Origin of the sequence: Nocardiopsis sp. NPDC049922 (assembly GCF_040660275.1) — a bacterium.
Lineage (GTDB): Bacteria > Actinomycetota > Actinomycetes > Streptosporangiales > Streptosporangiaceae > Nocardiopsis.
In genome coordinates this window covers 54420-80916 of sequence record NZ_JBFAME010000012.1, presented here as the reverse complement: position 1 = coordinate 80916, position 26497 = coordinate 54420, and the positions used below count along the sequence as shown (strand labels likewise).

Annotated in this window: 27 protein-coding genes; 12 read left to right on the top strand and 15 right to left on the bottom strand. The window is 72.3% G+C overall.

All coding sequences use genetic code 11. The annotated features are described in order from the left end of the window. Positions 1 to 131: 131 nt before the first annotated feature. Positions 132 to 1319 carry an ROK family transcriptional regulator gene (locus AB0I72_RS21335; RefSeq protein WP_358571408.1) on the bottom strand — a complete coding sequence of 396 codons (1188 nt, stop codon included), beginning with the start codon at positions 1317 to 1319 and terminating at the stop codon, positions 132 to 134. A 212-nt stretch (positions 1320 to 1531) separates the two neighbouring features. Between AB0I72_RS21335 and zwf the strand changes: the two genes are divergently transcribed. The 3 genes from zwf (at position 1532) to eda (ending at position 5532) form a co-directional block, all read left to right on the top strand. Continuing rightward, positions 1532 to 3013 carry a glucose-6-phosphate dehydrogenase gene (gene zwf / locus AB0I72_RS21330; protein WP_358571406.1) on the top strand — a complete coding sequence of 494 codons (1482 nt, stop codon included), beginning with the start codon at positions 1532 to 1534 and terminating at the stop codon, positions 3011 to 3013. Next, on the top strand, positions 3010 to 4830 hold the full coding sequence (edd, locus tag AB0I72_RS21325) for a phosphogluconate dehydratase (RefSeq protein WP_358571404.1): 1821 nt from the start codon (positions 3010 to 3012) through the stop codon (positions 4828 to 4830). The genes zwf and edd overlap by 4 nt, the downstream gene beginning before the upstream one ends. 63 nt (positions 4831 to 4893) lie before the next feature. Continuing rightward, positions 4894 to 5532, top strand: a complete 639-nt coding sequence (gene eda / locus AB0I72_RS21320) for a bifunctional 4-hydroxy-2-oxoglutarate aldolase/2-dehydro-3-deoxy-phosphogluconate aldolase (RefSeq protein WP_358571402.1) — start codon at positions 4894 to 4896, stop codon at positions 5530 to 5532. A 47-nt stretch (positions 5533 to 5579) separates the two neighbouring features. Here the strand turns inward: eda and AB0I72_RS21315 are convergent, their stop codons facing one another. Beyond that, positions 5580 to 5786, bottom strand: coding sequence for a MerR family DNA-binding transcriptional regulator (locus AB0I72_RS21315; RefSeq protein WP_358571400.1), 207 nt, complete (start codon positions 5784 to 5786; stop codon positions 5580 to 5582). Positions 5787 to 6071: 285 nt separating this feature from the next. Here AB0I72_RS21315 and AB0I72_RS21310 point away from each other — a divergent pair, with 285 nt between their 5' ends. Next, on the top strand, positions 6072 to 6839 hold the full coding sequence (locus AB0I72_RS21310; protein ID WP_358571398.1) for a Scr1 family TA system antitoxin-like transcriptional regulator: 768 nt from the start codon (positions 6072 to 6074) through the stop codon (positions 6837 to 6839). Further along, a complete protein-coding gene (locus AB0I72_RS21305) occupies positions 6836 to 7015 on the top strand; it encodes a DUF397 domain-containing protein (RefSeq protein ID WP_358571396.1) in 180 nt (59 codons plus the stop codon). Before AB0I72_RS21310 ends, AB0I72_RS21305 begins: the two co-directional genes overlap by 4 nt. A gap of 61 nt (positions 7016 to 7076) precedes the next feature. Here AB0I72_RS21305 and AB0I72_RS21300 read toward each other — a convergent pair whose 3' ends face one another. The 5 genes from AB0I72_RS21300 to AB0I72_RS21280 all read right to left on the bottom strand — a co-directional run bounded on the left by AB0I72_RS21300 (position 7077) and on the right by AB0I72_RS21280 (position 11114). Continuing rightward, the gene (locus tag AB0I72_RS21300; protein ID WP_358571394.1) at positions 7077 to 7493 is read right to left on the bottom strand and encodes a TIGR03668 family PPOX class F420-dependent oxidoreductase; all 417 of its coding nucleotides are present in this window, start codon (positions 7491 to 7493) and stop codon (positions 7077 to 7079) included. 156 nt (positions 7494 to 7649) lie between these two features. After that, positions 7650 to 8432 carry a TetR/AcrR family transcriptional regulator gene (locus tag AB0I72_RS21295; RefSeq protein WP_358571392.1) on the bottom strand — a complete coding sequence of 261 codons (783 nt, stop codon included), beginning with the start codon at positions 8430 to 8432 and terminating at the stop codon, positions 7650 to 7652. A gap of 105 nt (positions 8433 to 8537) precedes the next feature. Next, a complete protein-coding gene (locus AB0I72_RS21290; protein ID WP_358571528.1) occupies positions 8538 to 9347 on the bottom strand; it encodes an ABC transporter permease in 810 nt (269 codons plus the stop codon). A 41-nt stretch (positions 9348 to 9388) separates the two neighbouring features. Next, positions 9389 to 10363 (bottom strand): ATP-binding cassette domain-containing protein, encoded by a 975-nt coding sequence (locus AB0I72_RS21285; protein ID WP_358571390.1) that lies wholly within the window; start codon positions 10361 to 10363, stop codon positions 9389 to 9391. 124 nt (positions 10364 to 10487) lie between these two features. Then, positions 10488 to 11114 carry a TetR/AcrR family transcriptional regulator gene (locus AB0I72_RS21280; protein WP_358571388.1) on the bottom strand — a complete coding sequence of 209 codons (627 nt, stop codon included), beginning with the start codon at positions 11112 to 11114 and terminating at the stop codon, positions 10488 to 10490. A gap of 155 nt (positions 11115 to 11269) precedes the next feature. Here AB0I72_RS21280 and AB0I72_RS21275 point away from each other — a divergent pair, with 155 nt between their 5' ends. Continuing rightward, a complete protein-coding gene (locus AB0I72_RS21275) occupies positions 11270 to 12871 on the top strand; it encodes an ABC-F family ATP-binding cassette domain-containing protein (protein ID WP_358571386.1) in 1602 nt (533 codons plus the stop codon). Between the two features lie 22 nt (positions 12872 to 12893). Here AB0I72_RS21275 and AB0I72_RS21270 read toward each other — a convergent pair whose 3' ends face one another. Further along, on the bottom strand, positions 12894 to 13475 hold the full coding sequence (locus AB0I72_RS21270) for a DNA-3-methyladenine glycosylase I (protein ID WP_358571384.1): 582 nt from the start codon (positions 13473 to 13475) through the stop codon (positions 12894 to 12896). A 111-nt stretch (positions 13476 to 13586) separates the two neighbouring features. Between AB0I72_RS21270 and AB0I72_RS21265 the strand changes: the two genes are divergently transcribed. Further along, entirely contained in the window at positions 13587 to 14159 is a 573-nt protein-coding gene (locus tag AB0I72_RS21265; protein WP_358571382.1) for a GNAT family N-acetyltransferase, read from the top strand. A 157-nt stretch (positions 14160 to 14316) separates the two neighbouring features. On the opposite strand, the gene AB0I72_RS21260 is transcribed toward AB0I72_RS21265, so the two are convergent. Next, a complete protein-coding gene (locus AB0I72_RS21260) occupies positions 14317 to 16380 on the bottom strand; it encodes a HAMP domain-containing sensor histidine kinase (RefSeq protein WP_358571380.1) in 2064 nt (687 codons plus the stop codon). After that, positions 16367 to 17068: a response regulator transcription factor gene (locus AB0I72_RS21255; protein ID WP_358571378.1), complete on the bottom strand. Its 702-nt coding sequence runs from the start codon at positions 17066 to 17068 to the stop codon at positions 16367 to 16369. Before AB0I72_RS21255 ends, AB0I72_RS21260 begins: the two co-directional genes overlap by 14 nt. A gap of 258 nt (positions 17069 to 17326) precedes the next feature. Between AB0I72_RS21255 and AB0I72_RS21250 the strand changes: the two genes are divergently transcribed. From AB0I72_RS21250 to AB0I72_RS21240, 3 genes are all read left to right on the top strand, one after another. Further along, entirely contained in the window at positions 17327 to 18100 is a 774-nt protein-coding gene (locus tag AB0I72_RS21250) for a L,D-transpeptidase (protein WP_358571376.1), read from the top strand. A 108-nt stretch (positions 18101 to 18208) separates the two neighbouring features. Further along, positions 18209 to 18628: a hypothetical protein gene (locus AB0I72_RS21245; protein ID WP_358571374.1), complete on the top strand. Its 420-nt coding sequence runs from the start codon at positions 18209 to 18211 to the stop codon at positions 18626 to 18628. Between the two features lie 250 nt (positions 18629 to 18878). After that, the gene (locus AB0I72_RS21240) at positions 18879 to 19919 is read left to right on the top strand and encodes a sigma-70 family RNA polymerase sigma factor (RefSeq protein ID WP_358571372.1); all 1041 of its coding nucleotides are present in this window, start codon (positions 18879 to 18881) and stop codon (positions 19917 to 19919) included. 145 nt (positions 19920 to 20064) lie between these two features. Here AB0I72_RS21240 and AB0I72_RS21235 read toward each other — a convergent pair whose 3' ends face one another. Together AB0I72_RS21235 and AB0I72_RS21230 are read right to left on the bottom strand one after the other, a co-directional pair. Beyond that, complete coding sequence (locus AB0I72_RS21235; RefSeq protein ID WP_358571370.1) at positions 20065 to 21138, bottom strand: alkene reductase; 1074 nt, start codon at positions 21136 to 21138, stop codon at positions 20065 to 20067. 49 nt (positions 21139 to 21187) lie between these two features. Then, positions 21188 to 21853, bottom strand: coding sequence for a class I SAM-dependent methyltransferase (locus AB0I72_RS21230; RefSeq protein ID WP_358571368.1), 666 nt, complete (start codon positions 21851 to 21853; stop codon positions 21188 to 21190). A 74-nt stretch (positions 21854 to 21927) separates the two neighbouring features. Here AB0I72_RS21230 and AB0I72_RS21225 point away from each other — a divergent pair, with 74 nt between their 5' ends. After that, complete coding sequence (locus tag AB0I72_RS21225; RefSeq protein WP_358571366.1) at positions 21928 to 22503, top strand: XRE family transcriptional regulator; 576 nt, start codon at positions 21928 to 21930, stop codon at positions 22501 to 22503. 36 nt (positions 22504 to 22539) lie between these two features. Here AB0I72_RS21225 and AB0I72_RS21220 read toward each other — a convergent pair whose 3' ends face one another. After that, positions 22540 to 23517 (bottom strand): NAD(P)/FAD-dependent oxidoreductase, encoded by a 978-nt coding sequence (locus AB0I72_RS21220; RefSeq protein ID WP_358571364.1) that lies wholly within the window; start codon positions 23515 to 23517, stop codon positions 22540 to 22542. Positions 23518 to 23775: 258 nt separating this feature from the next. Further along, on the bottom strand, positions 23776 to 24435 hold the full coding sequence (locus AB0I72_RS21215; RefSeq protein WP_358571362.1) for a TetR/AcrR family transcriptional regulator: 660 nt from the start codon (positions 24433 to 24435) through the stop codon (positions 23776 to 23778). Positions 24436 to 24524: 89 nt separating this feature from the next. Between AB0I72_RS21215 and AB0I72_RS21210 the strand changes: the two genes are divergently transcribed. After that, positions 24525 to 25520: an NAD(P)-dependent alcohol dehydrogenase gene (locus AB0I72_RS21210; protein ID WP_358571360.1), complete on the top strand. Its 996-nt coding sequence runs from the start codon at positions 24525 to 24527 to the stop codon at positions 25518 to 25520. A 73-nt stretch (positions 25521 to 25593) separates the two neighbouring features. On the opposite strand, the gene AB0I72_RS21205 is transcribed toward AB0I72_RS21210, so the two are convergent. Further along, positions 25594 to 26295: a Crp/Fnr family transcriptional regulator gene (locus AB0I72_RS21205; protein WP_358571358.1), complete on the bottom strand. Its 702-nt coding sequence runs from the start codon at positions 26293 to 26295 to the stop codon at positions 25594 to 25596. Positions 26296 to 26497: the final 202 nt, after the last annotated feature.

The following is a 26497-nucleotide window of genomic DNA, read 5'->3' as shown; positions in this document are numbered from 1 at the left end:
GGGGTCGGTGGAGCAGACCCCTCACGCTCGTGGTCTGCCCGGCTGGGCGGGGGGCGCAAACCTCGCCGTCCACAGGCTGTGGACGGAGAACGCGCGGGCCCGGAGCGGCCTCGCGGACGCGTCGCGCACGCTCATCCGGCCAGGAGCTTGTTCACCGCCTCCGGCGACAGGATCTCCTCGGTCACCATCGCGGCGCACCCGCGCACGCCCGCGTCGTCCCACAGCGCGCTCGGCACCACGCGCAGCTGGCGGGTGGCCAGCGCGGTGCACTGCTGGAAGACGATCTCGCGCACGCCCGCGACCAGGTGGTCGTAGGCCTCGGACAGGTCGCCGCCCAACACGATGACCTCGGGGTTGAGCAGGTTGACCGCTCCGGCGAGCGCCTCGCCCAGCCGTCGGCCGGCGTCCCGCACGAGGGTGACCGCGACGGGGTCGCCCTCCTGCGCCAGGGCCACCAGCTCCTTGAGCCCGTTCAGACGGCGTCCGCGCGCCGCGGCGCTCTCCAGCAGCCGCCGCCCGCCCGCGACCGCCTCCAGGCAGTCGGAGTTGCCGCAGCGACAGGGGAGTCCGCCGCCGTCGCGGACGGGGACGTGCCCGATCTCCCCGGCGGCGCCCAGAGCGCCGCGCAGCATGTGGCCGCCGGAGAGCAGTCCCGCGCCGATGCCGGTGGAGACCTTCACGAAGATCATGTCGTCGGCGGGGCCGTGCCCGCCCGCGATGTGCTCGCCGAGGGCCATGACGTTCACGTCGTTGTCCACCGTCACGGGCACGGGGAAGCGTTCGGCGACGAGCGGGGCCAGCGGGACGCCGGCCCACTTGCCCAGGGCGGGGCGGTCCTCGGCGCGGCCCGCCTGGAACTCGACCGTGCCGGGCAGGCCGATGCCCACGCCGCGCACGTCGGAGGGGTCGCGTCCGAGGGAGGCGATCTGCTCGGTCCAGGTGTCGAGCAGCCAGGGCACCGTGACCTCCGGCCCCTGCTCCATGTCGGGGGAGCCCGGCGTGCGGACGAGGATCTCGCCGTCCAGGTCGCACACGGCGGCCTGGCTGCGGGCCATGCCCAGGGCGCTGGTGAGGATGAGGCCGCTGGCGGCGTTGAACTCCAGGAGCGTGGGCGGTCGGCCTCCACTGGAGACGGCCCCCGTTCCCTCGACGACCAGTCCGCTCTCGATCAGCTCCGTGACGCGCAGGGCGACCGTGGGGCGGGAGAGGCCGGTCGCGCGCGCGATCTCCGAACGGCTGGTGGCCGTACCGGTGCGAATCATCTCCAGGATGTGGCCGCTGGTGGCCGTCGAGGACAAGCGTCCGGGGGTTCTAGCCATGCCTCATTGAATCATTGCGTTCCGATGGCGACGGGATGATGGGAGGTTATGTAAAGAAGTGTTCTGAAGTGTGCTTGGTTTTTTACCATAGTCGGGCTTAAGGTCGGAAGTGCCGGGTGGAACCGGTCACGTGGTCCACCGGGGGCCACCCCCGCGCGTCCCGCAGCGCGCGCCCCGCTTCCCGACCTCCTCTTTCGACGGAGCAGCCCGACATGTCGCAGCAGTCCGCGCCCAGACCGACTGACCTGGTGGTCTTCGGGGGTACCGGCGACCTCTCCATGCGCAAACTCCTGCCCTCCCTCTACCTGTTGGACCGCGACGGGCACCTGGACGCGGGAACACGCGTGGTCGCCGTCTCCCGCGACGGGCTGGCCGACGCCGACCTGCGTGACAAGGCCGCCTCGGCGGTGCGCGGACACCACGCGGTCCAGGTCGCCGAGCCCGACGTGCTCGCCCGCTTCCTCGCCCGCCTGTCCCACGTGACGGTCGACGTCGGCGGCGACCCCTCCGGCTGGTCCGACCTGGTCGACGCCCTGGGGAACGACCGCGACCGCGTCTTCTACCTCGCCGTCCCGCCGATGATCTCCGGCGCCATCTGCCAGGGCCTCAGCGAGGCCGGTCTGGTCACCCCGGGTTCCCGCGTCGTCATGGAGAAGCCCCTCGGCCGCGACCTGGCCTCCTCCCAGGAGGTGAACGACGCCGTCGGCGCGGTCTTCGACGAGTCGCAGACCTACCGGATCGACCACTACCTGGGGAAGGAGACGGTGCAGAACCTGCTCGTCCTGCGGTTCGCCAACGTCTTCCTCGAACCCCTGTGGAACTCCCGCTGGATCGACCACGTCCAGATCACCGCCGCCGAGACCGTCGGCGTCGGCGGCCGCCGCGGGTACTACGACACCTCCGGCGCCATGCGGGACATGGTCCAGAACCACCTGCTCCAGCTGCTGTGCCTGACCGCCATGGAGCCCCCGGCCACCTACGACCGCGAGGCCGTGCGCGACGAGAAGCTCAAGGTCCTCCAGTCGCTGAGGCCGCTGACCGGCGAACGCGTGGCCGAGGACGCGGTGCGCGGCCAGTACGTCGCCGGAACCGTCCAGGGCTCGCAGGTCCCGGGCTACCTGGACGAGCCGGGCGGGGCGCCGACCAGCACCGCCGAGACCTTCGTCGCCCTGCGCGCCGAGATCGCCAACTGGCGGTGGGCGGGCGTCCCCTTCTACCTCCGCACCGGCAAGCGCCTGGCGCACAACCGCTCGGAGATCGTGATCCGCTTCCGCGAGGTCCCGCACACGATCTTCCCCGGGACCAACACCCTGTCCGGGGCGGGCAGCCTCGTCATCAGGCTCCAACCGGACGAGGGCATCCACCTGACGATGCTGGCCAAGACGCCCGGCGCCGGAGCGCTGCGGCTGCGCCCGGTCCCGCTGGAGCTGAGCTTCGCCAACACCTTCGCCACCCGCTCGCCCGAGGCCTACGAGCGGTTGCTGATGGACGTGTTGGCGGGGGACTCCACCCTGTTCATGCGGCGCGACGAGGTCGAGGCCGCGTGGCGCTGGGTGGATCCCATCATCGAGGCCTGGAACGGCCAGAGCACCACCCCCGAGACCTATCCAGCCGGGAGCGCCGGACCCGCGGGCGCGCAACGGCTCATCGGCCGCACCGGCCGGACGTGGTACGAAGAGGAGCAGCCCCGATGACCGCGCACACCCCCGAAGTTCATCCCGTCGTCGCCGAGGTCACCGCGCGCCTGGCCGAGCGCAGCGCGAAGACCCGGTCGGCGTACCTGGCCAAGATCGCCGAGGCCGCGGGCCAGGGCCCCGCCCGGTCCGCCCTCGGCTGCGCGAACCTGGCGCACGGTTTCGCCGCCTGTGGCGTGTCCGACAAGCTCGCGCTCGCCGGCGACGTCACGCCCAACGTCGCGATCGTCTCCGCGTACAACGACATGCTCTCCGCGCACCAACCGCTGGAGGCCTACCCCGCGATCATCAAGGCCGCCGTGGCCGAGGCGGGCGGCGTCGCCCAGTTCGCGGGCGGGGTGCCCGCCATGTGCGACGGCGTCACCCAGGGGCGCCCGGGTATGGAGCTGTCCCTGTTCAGCCGGGACGTCATCGCGATGGCCACCGCCGTCGCGCTCTCGCACGAGATGTTCGACGCCGCCCTGATGCTGGGCGTGTGCGACAAGATCGTGCCGGGCCTGCTCATCGGCGCGCTGTCCTTCGGCCACCTGCCCGTGGCCTTCGTCCCCGCCGGGCCGATGCCGTCGGGCCTGCCGAACAAGGAGAAGGCGCGCGTCCGGCAGAAGTTCGCCGAGGGCAAGGTCGGCCGCACGGAACTGCTCCAGGCCGAGTCCGCCGCCTACCACTCGCCCGGGACCTGCACGTTCTACGGGACCGCGAACTCCAACCAGATGCTCATGGAGGTCATGGGCCTGCACCTGCCCGGGGCGAGCTTCGAGCAGCCGGGCACGCCGCTGCGCGAGGCGTTGACCGCCGAGGCCGGACGCCGGGTCCTGGCGCACACCGCACTCGGGGACGACTACACCCCGGTCGGTGAGCAGGTCGACGAGCGGGCGATCGTCAACGCCGTCGTCGCGCTGCTCGCCACGGGCGGTTCCACCAACCACACCCTGCACCTGGTGGCCATCGCGCGCGCCGCCGGGATCCAGCTGACGTGGGACGACTTCGCGGCGCTGTCCGAGGTCGTGCCGCTGCTCACCCGCATGTACCCCAACGGCGCCGCCGACGTGAACCGGTTCCACGAGGTGGGCGGGATGGCGTACCTGATCGGACAGCTGCTCGACGGCGGTCTGCTGCACGAGGACGTGCGCACGGTGGCGGGGCCGGGTCTCGGCCGGTACCGGCAGTCCCCGATCCTGGAGGGGACCACGCTGACGTGGGGCGACGGGCCCAAGGAGAGCGCGGACACGACCGTCCTGCGCGGCGTGGAGGAGCCCTTCGCCGCCGACGGCGGTCTGCGCATGCTCTCGGGCAACCTGGGCCGCGCGGTGATCAAGGTGTCGGCGGTCGCCCCGGAGCGGCACGTCGTCGAGGCCCCGGCGCGGGTCTTCGGCGACCAGGCCGAACTCCAGGCGGCGTTCTCCGCCGGTGAGCTGACCGGTGACTTCGTGGCCGTGGTCCGGTTCCAGGGGCCGCGCGCCAACGGCATGCCGGAGCTGCACAAGCTGACCCCGCCGCTGGCGGTGCTCCAGGACCGGGGGCAGAAGGTGGCGCTGGTGACGGACGGGCGGATGTCGGGCGCGTCCGGCAAGGTGCCCGCGGCCATCCACGTCTCGCCGGAGGCCGAGGCGGGCGGCGCGCTGGCGTACGTGCGCGACGGCGACGTCATCCGGCTCGACGCCGTGGCGGGCACACTGGAGGTGCTGGCCGACCTGAGCGGTCGCGAGCCCGCCCAGCCGACGGTGGACTCGTCCGTCGGGACCGGCCGCGAGCTGTTCGCCGCACTGCGCGGCGCGGTCGGTCCGGCCGAGGCGGGCGCGGGCGTCTTCGGCGTCTGACCCTCTGCGCGCCGCCGGTCCGCGGCGCCGTGAACCCCGACGAATCGATCCTGGAGACGACAGATGACGACGATCCCCCGCTCGGGAGCGGACGTGCTCGACCTCGCACCGGTGATGCCGGTGGTCGTGGTCTCGGACGCCGAGGTCGCGGTGCCGCTGGCCCGCGCGCTGGTGGCGGGCGGTCTGCCCGGCATCGAGGTGACCCTGCGGACTCCGGCCGCGCTGGAGGCGATCGAGCGGATCGCCGCCGAGGTGCCCGAGGCCGTGGTGGGCGCGGGCACGGTGGTCGGTGCGGAGCAGGCGGCCGCGGCGGCCGGGGCGGGGGCGCGGTTCCTCGTCAGCCCCGGGTGCACGCCCGACCTGGCGGCGGCGATGGCCGACACCGGGCTGCCGTTCCTGCCCGGCGTGAGCACGGTGTCCGAGGCGATGGCGCTGCTGGAGCGCGGCGTCTCGGAGCTGAAGTTCTTCCCGGCGGAGGCGGCGGGCGGGGCGCCGTTCCTGAAGTCGCTGGGCGGGCCCCTGCCGCAGGTGCGCTTCTGCCCGACCGGCGGCATCACGCCCGCTTCGGCGTCGATCTACCTGGCGCTGCCGAACGTGGGGTGCGTGGGCGGCAGCTGGCTGACCCCGGCGGACCTGGTGGCGGCCGGGAAGTGGGACGAGATCACCGCCCTGGCGCGGGAGGCGGCGGCCCTGCGCGGCTGACCGCAGGGTGGGGGTCCGCCGGGTGAGGTACTGGAGGTCCGCGGCGTTCACCGCTTCGCCTCCTGTTCGTCCTGCCGGATGTCGCGGAGGTTGTACAGGTCGCCGAGGCGGAACATCCGCCAGTTGCCCGGGGTGCGCAGGCACCGGATGATGCCCCGGCGCTCCCACTCCCGCAGGGTGGTGGGGTGGACTCCCACGATGCGCGCGGCCTCGGCGGCGTAGGTGTACAGGTCGGGGTCCAGGTCGCCGTTCATCGGCCCACCCCCAGAGCCAGCGCCTGCCGGAGCAGGACGGCGAGTTCGAGGTGCAGCACGTAGGCGCGGACGCGTCGCGATCGTCGCCGCAGTAGGGTGTGCACGTCATCAGCTCCTCATTAGCTGGTGGCCATGCCCCGGGAGCCGTCCGACCGGCTCGCCGGGGTCTGTTATGCGGGTGGCTTTCATGCACCTACGCTGCCTTGAGCTGGGCACTTCCAGAAGTGCTCTACGGGTTTCAGGAATCTCGGGACAGTGCCGGGAATCCCGTGTCATGCTCCGTTCATGCCTGCCGAGAGTTTCCCCTCAGCCCTCAACCGGTTACGTCGTCTCTCCGGGATGACACAAGCCCAGCTAGCGCGTGCGGCCAACCTCAGCGAGGCAGCCGTGAGCCGCTACGCCCGGGGCGTGTCCACGCCTGACAGGCCGTATGTGGAACGTCTGGATGACGCCGTGGGCGCGGACGGCGAACTCATGGCGGCGTGGACGCAGCAGACATCGAAGGACGCGCTTCCGGCGTTCATGCGCTCGGTGTCCCGTTTGGAGGAGGAGGCGGTGTCCGTCGATGCCTTGTCGCCGCTGATCCTGCCGGGATACGTCCAACACCCGGACTACGCGCGCCACGTCATCCGGGACGGTCAACCTCTCCTGGAGTCGGCGGAGATCGACCGTTGGGTGGAGGCCAGGTGCGCGCGTTTGGAGGACCTGACCCAGCATCATCACCTGAGGTCGATGTCAGTGCTGTTCCCGGTCGCCGCAATGGATTGTGTCCCACGGGACGTGGCGGCGCGGCAGGTGGAACACCTGCGGGCCTTGGATGGCGTCACCGTGTACGCGCTGCCCTCGGCTCGGTATCTGCCGGGGTTGACCTCGCCGACACAGGTCTACCGCCTGCGTGACTCCACCGCCGTTGCCGTGACGGAACACCTGGCCGGTAACTTCATCCTGGGGGCGGACAGGATGCCGCGAATCGAAGCCCTGCACCGGAGGGCGCTCGCGGCAACCCTGCCGCAACCCGAGTCTTTCGAGCTTCTGGAGAGGTACCGCCAGTGAACACGTGGCCGTGGCACAAGAGCAGTTACAGCGGGTCGGAGTCCACGTGTGTGGAGGTGCGTGAGCACGCCCACGGCGCGGACGTCCGTGACACCGAACACCGGGAGCTGGGGCACCTGTCGGTACCCGCCCGTGAGTGGACGGCGTTGCTAGCGGGGTTGCGCGGACAGTCGTAGCCGCATCCTGACGCTGGAAGGCTGGACACGACGAAGGGGTAGCGTCGCTACCCCCTTGCCGCTACCGGAACGACCACCCTGACCAGTGCGTGACCGTCACCAGGATGATCGCTGCGTCGGGCGGGTTCTCACCGTACTGCGGGTACTTGGAGACGAGCCGTTCCCGAGCCTCGCTCCACGGCGCCCCTTCCTGCTCCACGTGTGCCTCCCCGTCGGCCCGAGCCCACCACAGGTGTTCCCACTCGTCGCTGTACTCGTCGGCGAGGAGCGACACGTGAGGGTTCTCGGAGATGTTGCGCAACCGCTTGAGGTTTCGGGTGCTCTTCGGCTTGCTGTCGACGGCGATCGCGATCGTGTCCCCGTAGGAGGCGAACGTGACCGGCACGATGTGAGGTCGTCCGGCGGCGTCGGTCGTGGCCAGCCTCGCGACGCGGCTCGCCGCGAACCGTTCCCGTGCCTGCTCCGCTTTCCACTTCACGCGACCAAACTTCCATGGCGCCGTGAGACCGCGCAAGCGTCCGTGTTCGGTCACGGAGTGGTGTCACGACTCCGAAGAGGTCTTCCCCGAGCAGCTGGGACCGAGCAGGCCCCGGGGAATGTCCGTGCGGGGTGTGACTTCCCTCGTCGTCCCAGGTCAGGGGTTCTGCTCGGTGCCGTCCTCCCCGGCGCGGGAGTCCACCAGGGCCTGGACGCCGTCGAGGACGCGTTCCAGGCCGAACGCGAACTCGTGCTCCGGCGAGTACACCGCCTGGTGCTCCTGACCCGCGGCGGAGCCGACCCGGCTCGCCACGGGGAAGCGCTCCTCCTGCACGAACCTCCCCAGCAGCGGGCCGTGGACCGCCCACCACTGGCCGTCGGTCAGCCCGGAGCTCCGTTCGAGTTCGGCGACCTCCACGGCGCGCCGGACGGTCCCCTCGACGTAGCCGGTGACCAGGTTGACCGTGGAGTCCATCTCGACGTCGGACAGGCCGACGCCGTCCACGGCCGACAGTTCGATCTCGTACTTGGCCATGAGGCCCGGTCCGAGCAGCCGCGCGCTGGAGACCTGGAGCATCCACGGATGGTCCAGGTATAGGCGGCGGTTCGCGTGGGCGACCGCGCGCAGCGCCTCCCGCCAGGGCTCGGGCAGACCGTCCCGGTACAGGTCCGCGTAGGCGGCGTCGAGCATGAGGTCGACCAGTTCGCCCTTGCCCGGGACGTAGGTGTACAGGGACATCGTGCCCACGCCCAGCCGTTCGGCGACCCTGCGCATCGACAGCGCGCCGATGCCGTCGGCGTCGGCCATCTCCGAGGCCACGGCCACGATCCGGTCCACGCTCAGGTCCGGTGCGCGCCTGCGGCTGGTGGGCTCCGTGGTTCGCCACAGCAGGGCGAGGCTGCGCGCGGGATCGCCGCTCTTGCTGTACTGCGTGGACATCGGCCGTCCCCGGTGGTCGGTTGGGATTCGCGTCAGTGTACGTCGGCGGGAACGGCGCCGGGGGCCGTGCGGGCGCCGGAGAGCCTTCCGGCGCCCGCACGGGGTTCATCCGCTCAGGGCGCGGAAGCGCCGCACGCTCAGGGGCGCGAACACGGCCACGACCAGGAGCGGCCAGACCACGGCCATGGTGACCGCGTTCTGCGCGATCCAGCCGTCCGCGGCCAACCCGGCGTGGCCGAACAGGTCGCGTGTCGCCCCCACGGTGGCCGACAACGGGTTCCAGTCGGCGACCACGCCCAGCCACACCGGCATGGTGGCGGTGGCCACGAACGCGTTCGACAGGAATCCCAGCGGGAACTCCAGGGTCTGGAGCACGGCGACGGTGCCCTCGCCCTTCATCACCAGCCCCAGGTAGACACCGACCCAGACCAGGGCGAAACGGAGCAGGAGCAGCAGGCCGAACGCGGCGAGGGTCGGTCCGGGACCGCCGTGCCACTGCCAGCCCACCAGGAGCCCGCAGCCGACCAGCAGGGCCAGCGTGACCGTGGACTTGAGCATGTCGGCCGCGCACCGGCCGACCACCACGGCACTCGGCGCCATCGGCATCGACCGGAACCGGTCGGTGACTCCGCGCGAGGTGTCGTGGACGACCGCCAGGACGGTCTCGCTCAGGCCGAAGACCATGGTCATGGCGAACATGCCGGGCATGAGGTACTCGCGGTAGTCCCCGCCGCCGGGGACGGTGATGGCCCCGCCGAACAGGTAGCCGAACACCAGCACCATGAGGATCGGGAACAGCAGACCGAACACGACCTGCCAGGGCTGGCGGAGCCAGTGGGTCAGGTCGCGGCGGGTGACCGTCCACCCGTCGGCCAGCGCCCAGCCCAGACGGGCCGCCCCGGTGGGCGGGGACATGGGGACCGGGGTGTCGGCACGGGATGTCGTGGACGCGGTGGTCATCGGCTCACGACCTCCTCGGAAGCGTCGTCGCGGTCACCGGTGAGGTGCAGGAACACCTCGTCGAGGGTGGGACGGCGGAGGGAGACGTCCTCGACGGACGTGCCCCGCTCCTCTAGGGCGGTCACGACCCGGGTCAGGGCGGCCACGCGGTCGTCGACCTCGACGCTGAGGCGTCGGGTCCCCTCCTGAACCGTCAACTCCGAACCGGTCAGCCGTCGCACGAGCGCGACGGCTTCGGGGACGGCGGACTCGTCGCGCACAACGACCTCCAGCCGGTCCCCGCCCACGCGCTCCTTGAGCTCGGTCGGGCCGCCCTCGGCGACGACCCGGCCGGAGTCGATCACGGACACCCGGTCGGCGAGCTGGTCGGCCTCCTCCAGGTACTGGGTGGTGAGCAGCACGGCGGTGCCGTCGTCGACCAGCCCGCGCACCGCCGCCCACACCTCCCCCCGCGCGCGGGGGTCGAGTCCGACGGTGGGCTCGTCGAGGAACAGGACCGGGGGCGTGAGGATCATGCTCGCGGCCAGGTCGAGGCGGCGGCGCATGCCACCGGAGTACCCGCTGACCGGTGTGGTGCCGGTGTCCGCCAGCCCGAACCGTTCGAGGAGTTCGTCCGCCCGGCGCCGGGCGGATCGGGCGCCCAGGTGGTAGAGGCGGCCGAACATCTCCAGGTTCTGGCGTCCGCTGAGGATCTCGTCCACGGCGGCGTTCTGGCCGACGAGCCCGATCCGGTAGCGGACCTGTTCGCCCTGGGCGGCCACGTCGAACCCGGCGATCTCCGCACGGCCCTCGTCCGGTCGCAGCAGGGTGGTGAGGATCCGGACGGCCGTGCTCTTGCCCGCGCCGTTGGGTCCGAGCAGGCCCCGGACGCTTCCGTGGGCGACGTCCACGTCGAAGCCGCGCAGGGCCCAGGTCTTCCCGTAGCGCTTGCCCAGACCCCGCGCGCTGACGGCGTGCTGTGTCGTCGGCATCGGGCTCCCTTCTGTCGTACACCGTGCCGTACATCGTACGACACAGCGAACGAGGGCTCTGCCCGAGGAATTCCCGTGGGGCCCAGGTTTTTTCGGGTTTTTTCGTTCGAGCAGGTCAGGGCGGTCAGCCGGTGCGGTGGTCGGTGGTGAGCAGCCCTCGTGCGGCGGCGTCCGCGGCGGTGCGGGCCGCGCGGCGGAGGTCGGCGGCGGTCACCGGTTCGCGGCTGACGAAGAGCCGGTAGTAGACGGGGGCGACGGCGACCCTGACGACCTCGTGGGCGTCGGTGTCCTCGGGGACCTCGCCCCGGGCGGCGGCCTCCTCGACGACGACGGCCGCGCGTGCGTGCCGGTCGGCCATGAAGGCGCGCAGGGCCTCGGCGACGGTGGCCGAGGAGATCGCGGCGGCGATGGACGCGGTCGACAGATCGCTCTCGGGCGCGTCGGCGAACCCCCGGGCGACCGTCTCTGCCAGACGGAGGAGGTCGGTGTACAGGTCGCCCGTGCGGGTCGGTTCCCACGCGTGGGCGGTGGACCACTCCAGGGCGGCGGACACGAGTCCGTCCACCCCGCCCCAACGCCGGTAGACGGTGGCCTTGTGCACACCCGAGCGGGTGGCGACGCGTTCGACGGTGAGTCCGTGGTAGCCGTGTTCGCCCAGTTCGTCGAGGGTGGCCTGGAGGACCGCCGCGGTGTTGCGCGCGGTCCGGCCGCCGGGGCGGGAGCCGCCTGGGGTCTGCGTGTTCGAGGTCATAATGCAACTGTAGTTGCATTTGAGGATCGCACGTGTCATAGTCACTAACGCGACGAACGTCGCATCAATCGACCTTCCGAGGAGGAGATCACGATGGGCCGAGTCATCCGAACCCCAGGTCCCCAGCCGTTCTCCACCGACCCCGGGAGGTCCGGATGTCCTTCTCCGTCGTCTGTTCACGACTCACCTTCGCCTGGCCCGACGGCACCCCCGTCTTCACCGACCTCGACGCCGCCTTCGGCCACGGCCGGACAGGGCTGATCGGCCGCAACGGCAGCGGCAAGTCGACGCTGCTCACGTTGATCACCGGAGCGAACGTCCCGTCCTCGGGCACCGTGTCGGTCAGCGGCGACGTCGGCTACCTGGACCAGGGCGTCACCCTGGACACCGGCCGCACGGTCGCCGAACTGCTCGGCGTCGACCGGGCGCGCGCGGCCCTGCACGCCATCGAGGGCGGCCGGGGCACCGAGGCCGACTTCGACGCCGTCGGAGACGACTGGGACGTGGAGGAACGGGCGCTCGCCCAGCTGGAGCGCTTCGGGGTCGACCTGGACGGGGGCGCTCCGCTGGACCGGCCCGTCGGGACGCTCTCGGGCGGGGAGACGATGCTGGTCGCGCTCGCCGGCCTGGCGCTGCGCCGACCCGCCGTCACCCTGCTGGACGAACCGACCAACAACCTCGACCGCGCGGCCCGGGAACGGCTCCACGACGCCGTCGACTCCTGGCGCGGGGTGCTCATCGTGGCCAGCCACGACCGCGAGCTCCTCGAACGCGTCGACCAGATCGCCGAACTCAGGGAGGGGGCGCTGCGCGTGTGGGGCGGGAACTACTCGGACCACGTTGAGCAGCTCGCCGCCGAACAGGAGGCCGCCCGGCGCACGGTGCGCGTGGCCGAGGCCGACGTACGGCGTGAGAAGCGGCAGCTGGCCGACGCGCACGTCAAGCTCGCCCGGAGGCAGCGCTACGGCCGGAAGATGTACGACACCAAGCGCGAACCGCGCGTCGTCATGAAGCAGCGCAAACGCGATGCCCAGGTGGCGGCGGGCAAGCACCGGATCATGCAGGAGGGGAAGCTGGTCGAGGCGCGCGACGCACTCGTCCGCGCCGAGGACGCCGTGCGCGACGACGCCACGATCCGGGTCTCCCTCCCGGACACCGAGGTCCCGGACGGACGCGACGTCCTGGAGCTGCGCACCCCCGGCGACGGGCGGCTGCACGTCCGCGGACCGGAACGGATCGCGCTCGTCGGGCCCAACGGTTCGGGCAAGACCACGCTGCTGCGGGCGGTGGTCGGCCGGGGGACGCATCCGCGGGTCGAGGTCGTCCGGGCCGTGGACCGGATGGGGTACCTGCCGCAGCGGTTGGACGTCCTGGACGACGAGCTCAGCGTGGTGGACAACGTTCGCGCGGGGGCGCCGACGGCGACGCCGCACGAGGTGCGGGCCAGCCTGGCCCGGTTCCTCGTGCGCGGGGACCGGGTGGACCAGCGGGCCGCCGACCTCTCCGGGGGAGAGCGGTTCCGGGTCGCCCTGGCCCGGCTGCTGTTGGCCGACACACCGCCGCAGCTCCTGGTCCTGGACGAGCCCACCAACAACCTGGACCTGGACAGCCAGCGGCAGCTGGTGGACGCGCTCGCCGACTACCGGGGCGCGCTGCTCGTGGCCAGCCACGACCACGCGTTCCTGGAGGAGATCGGGGTGACGCGGCGGTGGTCGCTCGCGCGCGGCGAGGCGCCGGTGGACGGCGGGGCCGACTGACCCGGGCCCGCCGGGTCCGGCGTCAGGCGGGCTTGGCGGGACAGCCGACCAGGTGGTCCTCGACCAGCCCGTTGGCCTGGAGGTAGGCGTAGGTGATCGTCGTGCCGACGAACGTGAACCCGCGCTTCTTCAGGTCCTTGCTGATCCGGTCGGACAGGGGGGTGCTCGCGGGGATCTGGGACATGTCGGTGAACCGGTTGACGATCGGGGAGCCGTCCACCCAGCCCCACAGGTAGTCGGCGAAGGCGCCGTACTCGTCGCGTACGCGCAGGAAGGCCTGGGCGTTGCGGACGACGGAGGCGACTTTGAGCCGGTTGCGGATGATCCCCGGATCCTGGAGGAGGGCGTCCAGCCGGGCCTGGTCGTAGGCGGCGACGGTCTCGGGGTCGAAGCCGTCCAGGGCACGCCGGTAGTTCTCGCGCTTGTCGAGCACGGTGGACCAGGACAGCCCGGCCTGGGCGCCCTCCAGGACGAGCATCTCGAACAGGTGCCGGTCGTCGTGGGAGGGGCGCCCCCACTCCTCGTCGTGGTAGGCCAGCATCAGGTCCGACGCGCCGCGCGCCCAGGCGCAGCGCTGGTCCACGGGTGCGGTGGTGGCGGACATGGCACTCCTCGGACGGCGGTGGGCACGGGCGTGCGGCCATTGTGCACGAGGCGGGGGACACTCCGCGCGGGGCGTCTATCGTGCGTGGGACAGAAGGGGAAGGATCGGACCATGACGGATGCGGACAGGGGCTCCGAGGGTGTGGGACCCGGTGCCCGGCGGGTACGGCTGGTGGACCTGACCGCGCAGATCCTGTCGGCGCTGGTGGACGGCGACCTGGTCAAGGCGGGTGAGCTGGCGGGGGTCGGGTTCGGCGCGGAGTTCCTGGTGGAGCGCTGGCTGTGGGACTTCCGCCTGACCCAGCTCACGGAGGACCCCGGGAAGGCCGGATGGCTGGCCTACGCGGTGGTCGACGCGGACGACCCGGGCGGCCAGCCGGAGGCGGTGGGCCACGGCGGGTTCCACGGGCCGCCCGACGACGAGGGCATGGTCGAGATCGGGTACTCGGTCTTCCCGGAACACCGCCGACGCGGCTACGCGAGGGCGACCGTGGCCGCGTTGATCCGCCGCGCCGCGGCCTCCCCGGGGGTGACCACGGTGCGGGCGTCGATCCGCCCGGACAACGTCGCGTCCCTGGCCACCATCGCCGGGTTCGGCTTCACGCACGTGGGCGAGCAGTGGGACGAGACCGACGGCCTGGAGTACATCTACGAGCGTCCGGTGGGAGTTCCTCCCCTCGGGTGAGCCGCCCGCCGGCCGGCTCCGGCGCCGGTCGGCTCGGCATGCGACGGCTCCGAGCGCGGCGGCGCGGCGGCGACCCGTCGCGGGCCGGTCGTTGAACCGCCGATGGAGCACGACCAGCCCCGGGAGCGCCCCCGTGCCATCGGTCGGTGAGCGGGCGTCAGGGCCCCACCAAGGGGAGCCGGAGCGTGAACGTCGTCCCCTCGCCGAGGGTGCTCTCGACCGAGACCCGCCCGCCGTGCAGCTCGGTCAGGTTGCGCACGATGGCCAGTCCCAGGCCGCTTCCTCCGGTCTGGCGGCTGCGCGACTTCTCCGCCCGCCAGAACCGGTCGAACACGTACGGCAGGTCCTCGGCGGCGATGCCCGTCCCCGTGTCGGCGACCTCGAACACCGCGTCGTCCCCCTCGGCGCGGACGCGCACGGTGACCGTGCCCTCCGACGTGTGCCGCAGGGCGTTGCCGAGCAGGTTGCCCACGGCCTGGAACAGCCGTGTGCGGTCGGCCCTGAGCACGACCTCGCTCGTCTCGGTGACGAGCCCCAGCCCGGCTTCGTCCGCGCGCAGCCGGTAGCTGGACGCGACCTGTTCGACGAGGGCGCGCGCCTCCACCAGCTCCAGCGACAGCCGGAGTTTGCCCGCGTCGGCCAGCGCCAGGTCCCGCAGGTCGTCGATGATGTCCTGGAGCAGCAGGGTCTCGCCCACCAGCATCTCCATGCGCTCCGGTTCCAGGTCGGCCACGCCGTCCTGGACGGCCTCCAGCCATCCCCTCAGGTTGCTCAGCGGCGTCCGCAACTCGTGGGAGACGTCGCTGACCATGGCCTTGCGCTGGTCCTCCAACTGTTCCAGGTGCTCCGACATCTCGTTAAACGCGGCGGCCAGTTCACCGATCTCACCGGAGTCGCTCACCTCGACCCGCGCCGCCCCCCGCCCCTGACGCATCCGCGTCACCGCGTCCGTCAGCGCGCGGACGGGGCGCACCAGACGCGTCGACACGGCCACGCTCACCCCGACCGTCAGCACCAGCACCAGGAGCACCACACCGGAGACCCGCAGCAGGCCCTCGCGCGAGAGGGAGGGCGCGGCGGCGGAGTCGGTGGAGGGATCGTCGATGAAGAGAAGGGCCGCCGGGGCCACGTACGGCCGCAGCAGCTCGCGGCGGGCATCGGCGACGCAGTCGGCGGAGCGCTGGTCCAGTTCGGGGGAGACCGTCGCGATCGGAGGGTTCGGATCCCCCAGCACCCCTGAGCCGTCGGGAGAGTCGCTCGCCACCGGGGTCTGCGCCCATCCGCCCTCCTCCTCGGCCCGCCTCGCCGCCTCTTCCTCCTCCCACTCCAGCAACGCGTCCTCGGGCGGGCCCGCGCTGGGCTCCAACGACGGGACCCCCTCCTCGGGCGGCCAGTCGGGGTCGTTCCCAGGGGAGGGGTTCCGGGGCGCACGGGCGTCGTCGCCCGGCTCGTACTCGGGCGAGTCCCACAGGGGGAAGGCCACGGCCGTTCCCGTGGACCAGTCCATTCGGAACACGACCTCGGGCGCGTCGGTGTCCAGGCAGTTCCCGGTGAGCTCGGTCAGCCGCTCCAGCGCGGTCCTCTCGCTCTCCCTGGGTTCCTCCAGCTCCTCGAACACGCAGTACTCCGCCGCTTCCGCGGCGCCATCCTCACCGATGTTGGCCATCAGCACGTACGGGCGGCCGCTCGGAGCGGACGCCACCGTGCCCTCGATCCCCCAGTCGTCACGGAGACACTCGACGCCCACCTCGGCGAGGACCGTCAGGTCCTCGACGTCCTCGTCGTCGAGGGCGAACGGACCGACCGCCCGGGCGTCGACCCGGTCTGACCCCTCCGACACCAGGGTCACGTCCACCGCGAGCGGGTCCACGACCGAGGAGGCGCGCGGCGGGAGCGGCGCCTCGGATCCGGCTTCGGAGTCGGCGAGGAGCCGTCGGCTCTCCGTGGCCAGAACGATGCGCCGCCCCGTCTCCTCGGCGAGTTCGTCGACGGTCGCGTCGACGCCCTCCCAGTCGGGGTGGGTCGCCGCGTAGCCGACGAGAGTGTCGTGGATACGGGTGTCGGCGGCCAGCGTCTCGCCCTGCTCCGAGCCGATCGACTCCGACGTTCCCTGGACCGCCAGCCACGCGGTCGCCGTGATGGAGCAGACCGCGACGAGCACGGAGCTCGCCAGCATGCGGGCGAGCAGACTGTGCCGCAGCGCGCCCCTACGGCGCGCCATCGACCGAGCCGTCCAGTTTGTATCCGACGCCGTAGACCGTGACGAGCAGGGCGGGCTTACGGGGGTCGTGTTCGAGTTTGCGGCGCAGGTTCATCACGTGGACGTCGATCGTGCGCTCGGTGATGAAGCGGCTGACGCCGTGGATGTACTCCAGCAGTTGCGCCCGGCTGAACACCCGCCCCGGCTGGGCGGCCAGCGCCGCGAGCAGCTGGAACTCGGCGGGGGTGCAGTCGACGGGGGCGCCGTGGAGCTCGACGGTGTGCTGGTCCGGGTCGACCGCGAGCGGCCCCGCGCGCATGACGCGGTCGGCCCGTTCGACACGGCGGCGGGACCGGCGCAGCAGGGTGCGCACGCGCGCCATCAGCTCGCGCGGGCTGTAGGGCTTGGTGACGTAGTCGTCCGCGCCGAGGTCGAGGCCCGTCAGCAGATCCTCCTCGGTGGAGCGGGCGGTGAGCATCAGGACCGCGACGTCCGACTCGGCGCGCAGCGCGCGGCAGGCGTCCAGCCCGCTCATGACCGGCATCATCACGTCCAGGATCACCAGGTCGGGGACATCGCGGTGGTGTTCGGCGACCGCGGCGCGGCCGTCGTGGACCACGCGCACGACGTGGCCCTCGTGCTCCAGATAACGCCGGATGAGGTCGGCCTGGTTCGCGTCGTCCTCGGCGACGAGCACATGGGCGCACACGGGAGTCCTCCGCTCGCTCGTGGGAACGCTGACGCGGCTTGATCGTATGCCGCGCCGTCCGGGGCGAGGACACCGCCGAACGGGGCCCGGGTACGGCCCCCAGGTCAGAACACGGTTCCCACACGGCGAGCACACAGGATCCACACATTCGTGCGCCAGAGTTCATGACCGTCCGACCGGGCGACACCGAGCCGGACGAGTCCCACACGCCCCCGGAGCGGACCACCGCCCGGGGGCACTCCCGCCACACGAACCCGGATGGTTCCCATGCGTCGATCCTCGCTGCTTCCGCGCCCGACCCGGCCCGGACCGCGCGCGGCCCTGCCGCCGCTGGTGACGGCCGCACTCCTGGCCGCCCTCACGGCGTGCTCGTCCCCCGCCTCGGACGAGGCGGGAGGGGATTCCCCCGCCGGATCCGTGGAAGCGGGGGAGACCGGGGCCGGGATCGTCACGGTCATCGGTGACTCGATCGACATCCGTACCGAGGCGGGCGGGGACGAGGTCCTCGACACGCTGGCGAACCCCAACGAGCTCGGTGCGGACCGGACGTTCCTCGTCGAGAGCGTTGACGGCGAGTGGTTGGAGGTGCTCCTGCCGATCCGTCCGAACGGCAGCACCGGATGGGTGCGCAAGGACGAGGTGACGCTGACCAACACCGACTACCGCGTGGAGATCGACGTGACCGGGTTCGCGTTCACCGTCCTGGAAGGAGGGGAGGAGGTGCGCTCGGGGGTCATCGGCACCGGGGAGAGCGAGACGCCCACCCCGGAGGGCCGCTACTACTTCACCGAGCTGCTCCAGCCTCCGGACCCCGAGGGGCCCTACGGCGTCTACGCCTTCGGGCTCAGCGGGTTCTCCGAGACGTTGGAGACCTTCGCGGGCGGTCCCGGCCAGTTGGCGGTGCACGGCACCAACGACGAGGACGCCCTGGGACGACAGGTGAGCCACGGCTGCATCCGGGTCGCCAACGAGGACATCACCTGGATGGCCGAGAACCTGCCGATCGGCACCCCGGTCGAGATCTCCGCGTGAGGAGTGGTCCGGGCTCCGCGAATACGGGGGCGGAGCCGGGACCGGAGGCGGGCGGAGACCGCTCCGCCCGCCGTGAACCACCACAGACACCACAACGAAAGGTCGATCATGCGACTGAAGCACGTGTTCCTCGCCGCCGGAGCCGCCGCGGTGACACTCTTCGGGGCCTCGCCCGCTCTGGCCGACGACGGGGCGCCGCCCGTCCCGTCTCCCGCGCAGTCCGATGCTCCGTCTCCCGAGCCGTCGGAGGCGCCCTCCCCCGCGCAGTCCGAGGCTCCTGAGGAGAGCCCCGAGCCGAGTAACCCCGACCTGGATGACGATGAGCTGGAAGAGTGCTGGGCGGAGGTCCTGGACCTCGCCGAGGCCATCGGGTTGCAGGAAGATGACTTCGAGATCGAGTCCATGGAGGACTGCTCGGAGCTCCTGAGGGATCTCGAAGAGGAGGTCGCGTGGCACGAAGAACAGGAGAGTGCCGCCGCGGCCGGAGCGGCCAACCCCCTGCCCGTGAACCCGAACTACACCGGCTGACACCAGCCCCAGGAACCGGGGAACGCTGACAGGGGCGGGAATCCTTGACGCGGCGCTCCCCGACCGTGGGACCCTCCGGCGGGGGTTGGGTCCCACACGCCCCCGGCGGCCCCGCGCGCCGGTCATTCCAGCGGCCGCGGTGGTCCTCCGTCCATCCGGTCGCCGGGGGCTCTCCCTTCGCACGCGACACCCCTCCACAAGCCGTCCGGTGGTGGAGGGGTGTCGTCGGTGTGTAGCAGAATCGATGTCCGTGAGCCACACGACCACCCCGTCCGGCGGGGACGACGACCTGGACCAGGCGCGCGGCGGGGACGACGCCGCGTTCGCCCGCCTCGTCGCTCCCCTGCGCCGGGAGCTCCACGCGCACTGCTACCGCATGCTCGGCTCGGCGCACGACGCCGACGACGCCCTCCAGGACGCCCTCGTCCGGGCCTGGCGCGGTCTGGAGGGCTTCGAGGGGCGGTCCTCCCTCCGCTCGTGGCTGTACACGGTGGCCACACGGGTGTGCCTCGACACCACCGAGCGACGCGGGCGGCGGGCGCTGCCCGTCGACCTGGGACCGGCCAGCGACGGGGCGGTGGTCGGCGACGCGCCGCGGACCGAGCTCGCGTGGCTCGGCCCCTACCCGGACACCGGTCTCGACGCCCTTCCGACGACCCCGGACGCCAGGTACGAGCAGCGCGAGGCCGTGGAACTCGCGTTCGTCGCGGCGCTCCAGCACCTGCCGGGCAACCAGCGCGCCGCGTTGCTGCTCTTCGAGGTCCTGGGGTACTCGGTGGCCGAGATCGCCGAGACGATGGGCACCACGACGGTGTCGGTCAACAGCGCCCTGCAGCGGGCGCGCCGCGCCGTGGCCGAGCGGGTTCCCGCCCGTACGCAGCAGCGGACCCTCCGGGAGGTGGGCGACGCGAGGCTGAGGGAGATCGTGGAGGGGTACTCGTCCGCGTTGGAGAACGGCGACGTGGACGTGTTCGTCGCCCTGCTCACCGAGGACGTCACCTGGTCGATGCCGCCGATGCCGCACTGGTACCGGGGGCTCGCCGCCGTCACCGACTTCGCCGTGCGGGTCCCGATCACCGGGTGCGGGAGCTGGCGGACCCTGCCGACCGAGGCGAACGGTCAACCGGCGGTCGCCGGGTACCTGTGGGACGCCGGGGAGGGCGCGTACACGGCGTGGTCGGTCACGGTGCTGACGCTGGAAGGGGACCGCGTGTGCGCGCTGACGTCCTTCGTCGGTCGCGAGCACTTCGCGCTGCTCGGGTTGCCGGAGTCCCCGCCCGAGCACGGGTAGGGACTCCGGGGCCGGGCCCGGGAGGGGCCCCTCGGAGCACTCGCCGCGCAGGACGCCGCGCGCGGTCTCAAGCCGTTCGGTGCGGCGGCCCCGTGCGGTGACGAACCACCGCCGCCCTCGCGATCGCCGAGGTGCGGGGGTGCGATCAGTCGGACAGCGCGGCGTAGTCGGTGTAGCCACGGATGCCGCCGCCGTAGAAGGTCGCGGGGTCGGGCTCGTTGACCGGGGCGTGGGTCCGCCACCGCCGCACGAGGTCGGGGTTGGCGATGAAGGCCCGGCCGACGGCGACGAGATCGGCCCGGCCGCTCTCGACGTACCGGCGGGCCGTGGCGGCGTCGGTCACCGGGTGCCAGCCGTCGTTGATGACGAGCGGGCCGTCGAAACGGGCCCGCAGGTCCGTGAGCATTGGCGCGTCGGGGTCACCGACGGTGTGCAGATAGGCCAACCCCAGCGGGGTGATCGCGTCGACCAGCGCCCGGTACGTCGCGGCGGTCTCGTCGGGGTCGTCCTCGATCGCTCCGTGCAGGTTCACGCCCGGGGAGAGCCGCAGTCCCACGCGCTCGCCGCCGATCGCCTCGGCGACGGCCGCGACCACCTCGATCGCGAAGCGCGCCCGGGCCGTCGCGGACCCGCCGTAGACGTCGGAGCGTCGGTTGGCGGACGGTGCGAGGAACTGGTGGATCAGGTAGCCGTTGGCCCCGTGCAGCTCGATGCCGTCGAGTCCGGCCTCGACGGCGGACCGCGCGCTGTCGGCGTACTCCCGGACGACTGACGTGATCTCCGCCGTGCCCAGGGCGCGCGGCTCCGGGTACGGGCGCGGGCCGCGCGGAGTGACGATCTCGCCGGGTGCGGCGAGCGCGCTGGGCGCGACGGTCTCGTGGCCGTTCTTGTTGCCCGGGTGGGCGATCCGTCCCGCGTGCATGATCTGGGCGACGATGCGGCCGCCCTCCTCGTGCACCCCCGACGCGACGTCGCGCCACGCCTCGATCTGGCGGGGCGTGTGCAGGCCGGGCGTGTTCGCGTAGCCCTGTCCGACCGCGCTGGGCTGCACTCCCTCGGTGATGATCAGGCCGGCCGTGGCCCGCTGCCGGTAGTAGACGGCGGTGGCCGCACCGGGGACGCCGAGGAAGTCGGCGCGGCTTCGGGTCATGGGCGCCATGACGATCCGGTTGGGCAGCGTCCATGTGCCGACGGTCGTGGGGCTGAACAGGTCGGGCATCGGTGTTCTCCTCGGAGACGGAAGGGGCGGTGCCGGTGGCGGCGGGTGGTCAGGGGGCCAGGCGGCGCACCGCGATGACGGTGTCGGTGACGGTGACGGTCTCTCCGCTGGGCCCTGTGGCCTCGCGCTGGGGGGTGTCGAGGCGCTCGGGCCGCCAGGTCGCGGGGTCCAGCGCGAGCGCGTCGAAGATCTCCCCCGGAGTGGGGAAACGGGTGCTCTGGCCGGAGCTCCAGGACCAGGGGCGCTCGGATCCGTGGTCGACGATGAGGAGGAGGCCGCCGGTCGTCAGCGACCGTGCGGCCTGGCGGAGGACGCGGGCCCGGGGAAGGGCGAACGGGGTCTGTAGATAGTGCGCGTTGACGAGGTCGAACGTGCCCGCCGGGAAGGTGCGGGCGAGGTCGTGCCGTTCGACGGTCAGTCGCCGCGCGACGGCGGCGCCGGCGGCGGCCGCGTGCGCGGTGGCGCGGGACAGGGCGGTCGCGGAGATGTCGGCGGCGGTGACCCGCCAGCCCTGGGCGGCGAGCCAGACGGCGTCCCCGCCCTCACCGCTGCCCAGGTCGAGTGCGGTGCCGGGCGCCATGGCGCCCGCGGTCCCGATCAGAATCGGGTTGGGGCGGCTCGACCGGTGCCGTTCCTCCCGCTGGGTGTAGAGGCGCTCCCAGAAACGTGCGGCCCCGTCGGGGTTCCGGTCCGCGTCGGGAAGGTCGTCGGTCATGGCTGTACCGCCTCTCTCCGGGCCGTGGTCGGCCTGTTTGCACGAATTCATGCCGTTTCGGCAAGGTTGTGGGTATGGACGAACTGAAGGAGACCCTCGCCGCCGTCGGGCCGCGACTGCGGGAACTGCGGCGACGGCGGGGAATCACGCTGGCGGCGCTGTCGCGGACGACGGGGATCTCGGAGAGCACGCTGTCGCGGCTGGAGAGCGGTGACCGGAAGCCGACGCTCGAACTGGTGCTCCCCCTGGCCCGTGCCCACGGCGTTCCCTTGGACGAACTGGTCGGCGCCCCGCAGACCGGCGATCCCCGCGTCCACCTGCGACCGGTGCACCGGCCCGAGATGACGTACATCCCGCTGACCCGCCGGGCCGGCGGCATGCAGGCCCACAAGCTCGTCATCCCTCCCCGGCCCGACCAGGCCGAACCGGAGAAGCGGACGCACGAGGGCTATGAGTGGGTCTACGTCCTCGAAGGCCGCCTCCGACTGCTCCTCGGCGACCAGGACCTCGTCCTCGTACCCGGCGAGGTCGCCGAGTTCGACACGCACGTGCCCCACTGCATGGCGTCGGCCGACGACCGTCCGGTCGAACTGCTGGTGCTCTTCGGCGGTCAGGGCCAGCGCGTCCATCTGCGAGCCCGGACCACGTGACCGCCGAGGGGCGCGGTGGGCGCCGCGCTCCCGGGGCTAGGTGTTCGCGGGATCCTCGGCCAGTCGGTGGGCGAGCGCGGCGTCGGTGTCGGCGGCCACCAGGTCGGCGTTGATGGCCGCGGCGGCCCGCACACCGGCGGCCGCCGCGCCCGGGACCCCCTCCAGGATCTCGGACACGTTCCCGGCGACCCACACGCCGGGAACGGAGGTGAGCCCGCTGCCGTCCGCCCCCACCTGGTCCCCGATGGCCATCGGGTGCTCCGCGGCGGTCAGGCCGAGGCCCGCGAGGACGTCGTCCCGGGCCTCGAACCGGGGAGCGACGACCAGGGCGGTGAGCGGAATCCGGGTCCCCGAGGCCAGTCGGACCCCGGCCAGGAGGCCCTTCTCGGTCTCCAGTCCGGTGACCTCGCCGTCGACCACCGCGATGCCGCGGGCCGCGAGCCTCTCCCACGCTTCGTCTCCCAGATCACCGGCGGTGTGCCGGAACAGGGTGACCCTGTCGGACAACTGGCGGAACAACAGCGCCTGGTGGACGGCCGCCGGGCCGGTGGCCAGTACCCCGACGGCCTGGTCCCGTACCTCCCACCCGTGGCAGTAGGGGCAGTGCAGCACGTCCCGGCCCCACCGCTCGCGCAACCCGGGGATGTCGGGAAGCCGGTCGACCAGCCCGGTGCACACCAGCAGTCGCCGTGCCCCGAAACGGCTCCCGCCCGCTGTTTCCACCAGGAAGCCGTCGCCGTTCCGGCGCACGGCGACCACCCGGTCGGGGACCACGCGTCCGCCGTACCCGGTGACCTCCTCCCGTCCCACACGCAGGAGTTCGCCGGGGGCGATGCCGTCCCTCGACAGCAGGCCGTGCACGCCGGACGCCGGGGCGTTGCGGGGCTCGCCGGAATCGACGACCACGACGGACCGCCGGGACCGGGCGAGCGTCACCGCGCCGGACAGGCCGGCGACTCCGCCACCGACGATCACGACGTCGACCACACCGGGGTTGTTCGCGCTCTCAGTCATACCGGCATGGTCGACCGGTGTTCGCGAATGAGGCAAGTATTCATGCTGTTCCAGCAAGAAACCAGCCGTGCCGATCCGGGGTGCCCAGGCCCTGCGGTCCGAGCGGCCGACGAGAATCCACGGCTCGACCGTCCGTGAGGGCCCCACGGCTCAGGCGCCGTGCACGCGACACGCGAGGCCGGACAATCGCGCGGGGCCCGCCCCGAACCCCGAACCGCGAGCACGACCAGACATGGGGTCATGATCGGGCGTCGCCCGTCAGGCGCCGTCGCGCAGCCGTTCGAGGCCGTCGAGGATGAGATCGAGCCCGAACTCGAAGTCGTCCCCCTGGGACGGCCGCTCCAGGTGGTGGCGGATGTGGGCGATCAGGTCGGGATACTCCGCGAGCGGCGACGAGCGCAGCAGCGGCTCGCCCAGTTCCCGCATCTGTTCCTCGTCGAGCGTGAAGCCGATCGCCTGCATCGCGTGGCCGACGACGTGGTTCTCGATGGCGTGGTAGGCGCGATCGAGCAGGTCGGGCGGAAAGCCCGCCTCCCGCAGGCTGCGCAGGGCGTGGTCCATGTAGCGCATGCGGGCCGGGCCCAGGTTGATGCGCGAGGTCCACAGCGCGGGCAGCCATGGGTGCCGCATCAGCACGGTATGGGCCGAGACGGCCCGCCGCCGTGCGGACCGCCGCCAGTCGGCGCCGTCGTCGGGTAGCTCGATCTCCTCGGCGGCCCGTTCGAGCATGCCGTCCAGCAGATCGTCCTTGTTGTCGACGTGGTTGTACAGCGCCATCGCCTCCACGCCGAGCTCTCGCCCGAGGCGGCGCATCGACAACGCGTCGGCGCCCTCCGCGTCGGCCAGGCGGATCCCGGCCTCGATCACCCGAGGGCGGCTCAGCGTGGCGCGGCGCTGGGCGGGGGTCCCCTTCGACACCGGCGACCTTCTCCTCTCTCTTGACGGGTGGCGAACCGCAGCCTAGCATACGGCGTAAATATTTACGGCGTAAATACCGAGGGGGAGACATGAGAGCGATCGTCCAGCGCGGCTACGGCGCGCCGGCTGACGTGCTGAGGCTTGGCGAGGTCGACCGCCCGGAACCGGGCGACGACGGGGTCCTGCTGCGCGTGCACGCGTCGTCGGTGAACCCGGCGGACTGGCTGCGCACCGTGGGCCGCCCCTACGTCCTGCGGCCCGTGTTCGGCCTACCGCGACCGAAACCCCCGATCCCTGGCAGGGACGTGGCCGGGACCGTCGAGGCGGTCGGTCCCAGGGTCACCCGCTTCCGCCCCGGCGACGAGGTGTACGGCGAACTGTCCGGAGGCGCGTACGCCGAGTACGTGGTCGCCGCCGAGACCGCCCTGGCGCGGAAGCCGGCCCGCCTCGACTTCGCGGAGGCGGCCGCGGTCCCCCTGGCGGGTCTCGCGGCGTTGCAGGGAATCCGGGACGTCGGCGCGGTCCGGTCCGGCCACCGGGTCCTGGTCAACGGCGCGTCCGGCGGCGTGGGCACGTTCGCGGTGCGGATCGCCGCGTCGCTCGGCGCGCACGTGACCGGTGTGTGCGCCACGCACAACCTCGACCTGGTGCGCTCGATCGGGGCCGACGAGGTCGTCGACTACACCCGCGAGGACTTCACCCGCGGCGAGCGGTCCTACGACGTCGTCCTCGACCTCGTCGGCAACCACCCGCTGGAGGCGTACCGGCGGGTGCTGGACGCCGGCGGAGTGTACGTCGCCAGCTCCGGCGAACCCGGCGGTGCGTTCCTCGGCCCCCTGCCGTACCTCCTGGGGGTCACGCTGTCGTCGCTACGCCGCGGCCCGAGGATGACCGCCTTCGCGTCGAAACCGAATCCGGACGACCTCGCGGCACTCACCCGACTGATCGATGACGGCGGGGTCGCGCCCGTCGTCGACCGCGTCCTCCCGCTCGCCCGGGCCGCCGAGGCGATCGCCGACCAGGGCGCGGGCCACCGGCGCGGCAAGACGGTCCTGGCGGTGGCGCACCCCGCCCGCCCGTCCTGACCGGAACACCTCGTTTCCCCACCCCCGAGGAGCAGTCCGTGGCGTGACTTCCTCCCCTCAAGGAAGGGACCGGTCACGGCCTCCACACCTTCGGGTCGCGTCCTCCGCCGGCGAAGACGGACAGCCCCGGACGGTCGAGGACCAGGAGCGTGCCCCGGCGCGGGCGCACCAGCCGCCGCTCGGCGAGTACGCCCAGAGCACGGGTGGTGCGCTCCCTGGTGGTACCGGTCAGCCGGGCCAACTGCTCATGGGTCAGGCGCACGGCGACGGGGCGGTGCCCGGGGGCGAGGGGGTCGACGAGTCTGCACAGCGTCGCCGCGGTCCGTTCGGGAACGCTCTTGCACACGGTCTCGGTCAGCCGCTCCTCCAGATCCGCGATCCGGGTCCCCAACTGCTCGATGAGGCGAACGGCCACACGCGGGTCCCACAGCAGGAGCCGCCGGACGTCGTCGGCGCTCATCACGCACAGCTGGCCCTCGTCGACGGCCTCACACCACGTGCCGCCCATGTTCAGCCCCAGCAGCGCCATGTGGCCGAACACGGCACCGGGTCCGGCGATGGCCGTGGTGACGGTCCGCCCGTCCTCGACCACCCGGAAGAGCCGGACACGCCCACGCTTGACCACGTAGAGCGCTTCCAGCGTCTCGTGGGGGACGCGAATCACCTGCCCGGGCCAGATCGAACGCGGTGGGACGCGGGCGTTGATCTCCGCCATCCGTTCCCGCTCCAGGTCCTGGAACAGGTCCGTCTCGGACAGGCACCAGTGGTCAGCCACGGCGGCTCCACTCGCGTTCGGCGCGAGTGGAGCCGCCGATGGGGGATCGGTTCACTCCCTGCGCCGCCAGGCGTGGGTGAGCGCGTGCGCGATCGTCGACATGGCGACACCTCCGTCGTTCGGTCCGCCCCGCGCGCGGTCCGTACGACGACGGCGCTCGTCGCGGCGCGAAGCGTTCACCGCCAGCCGACCACAGCGCGTC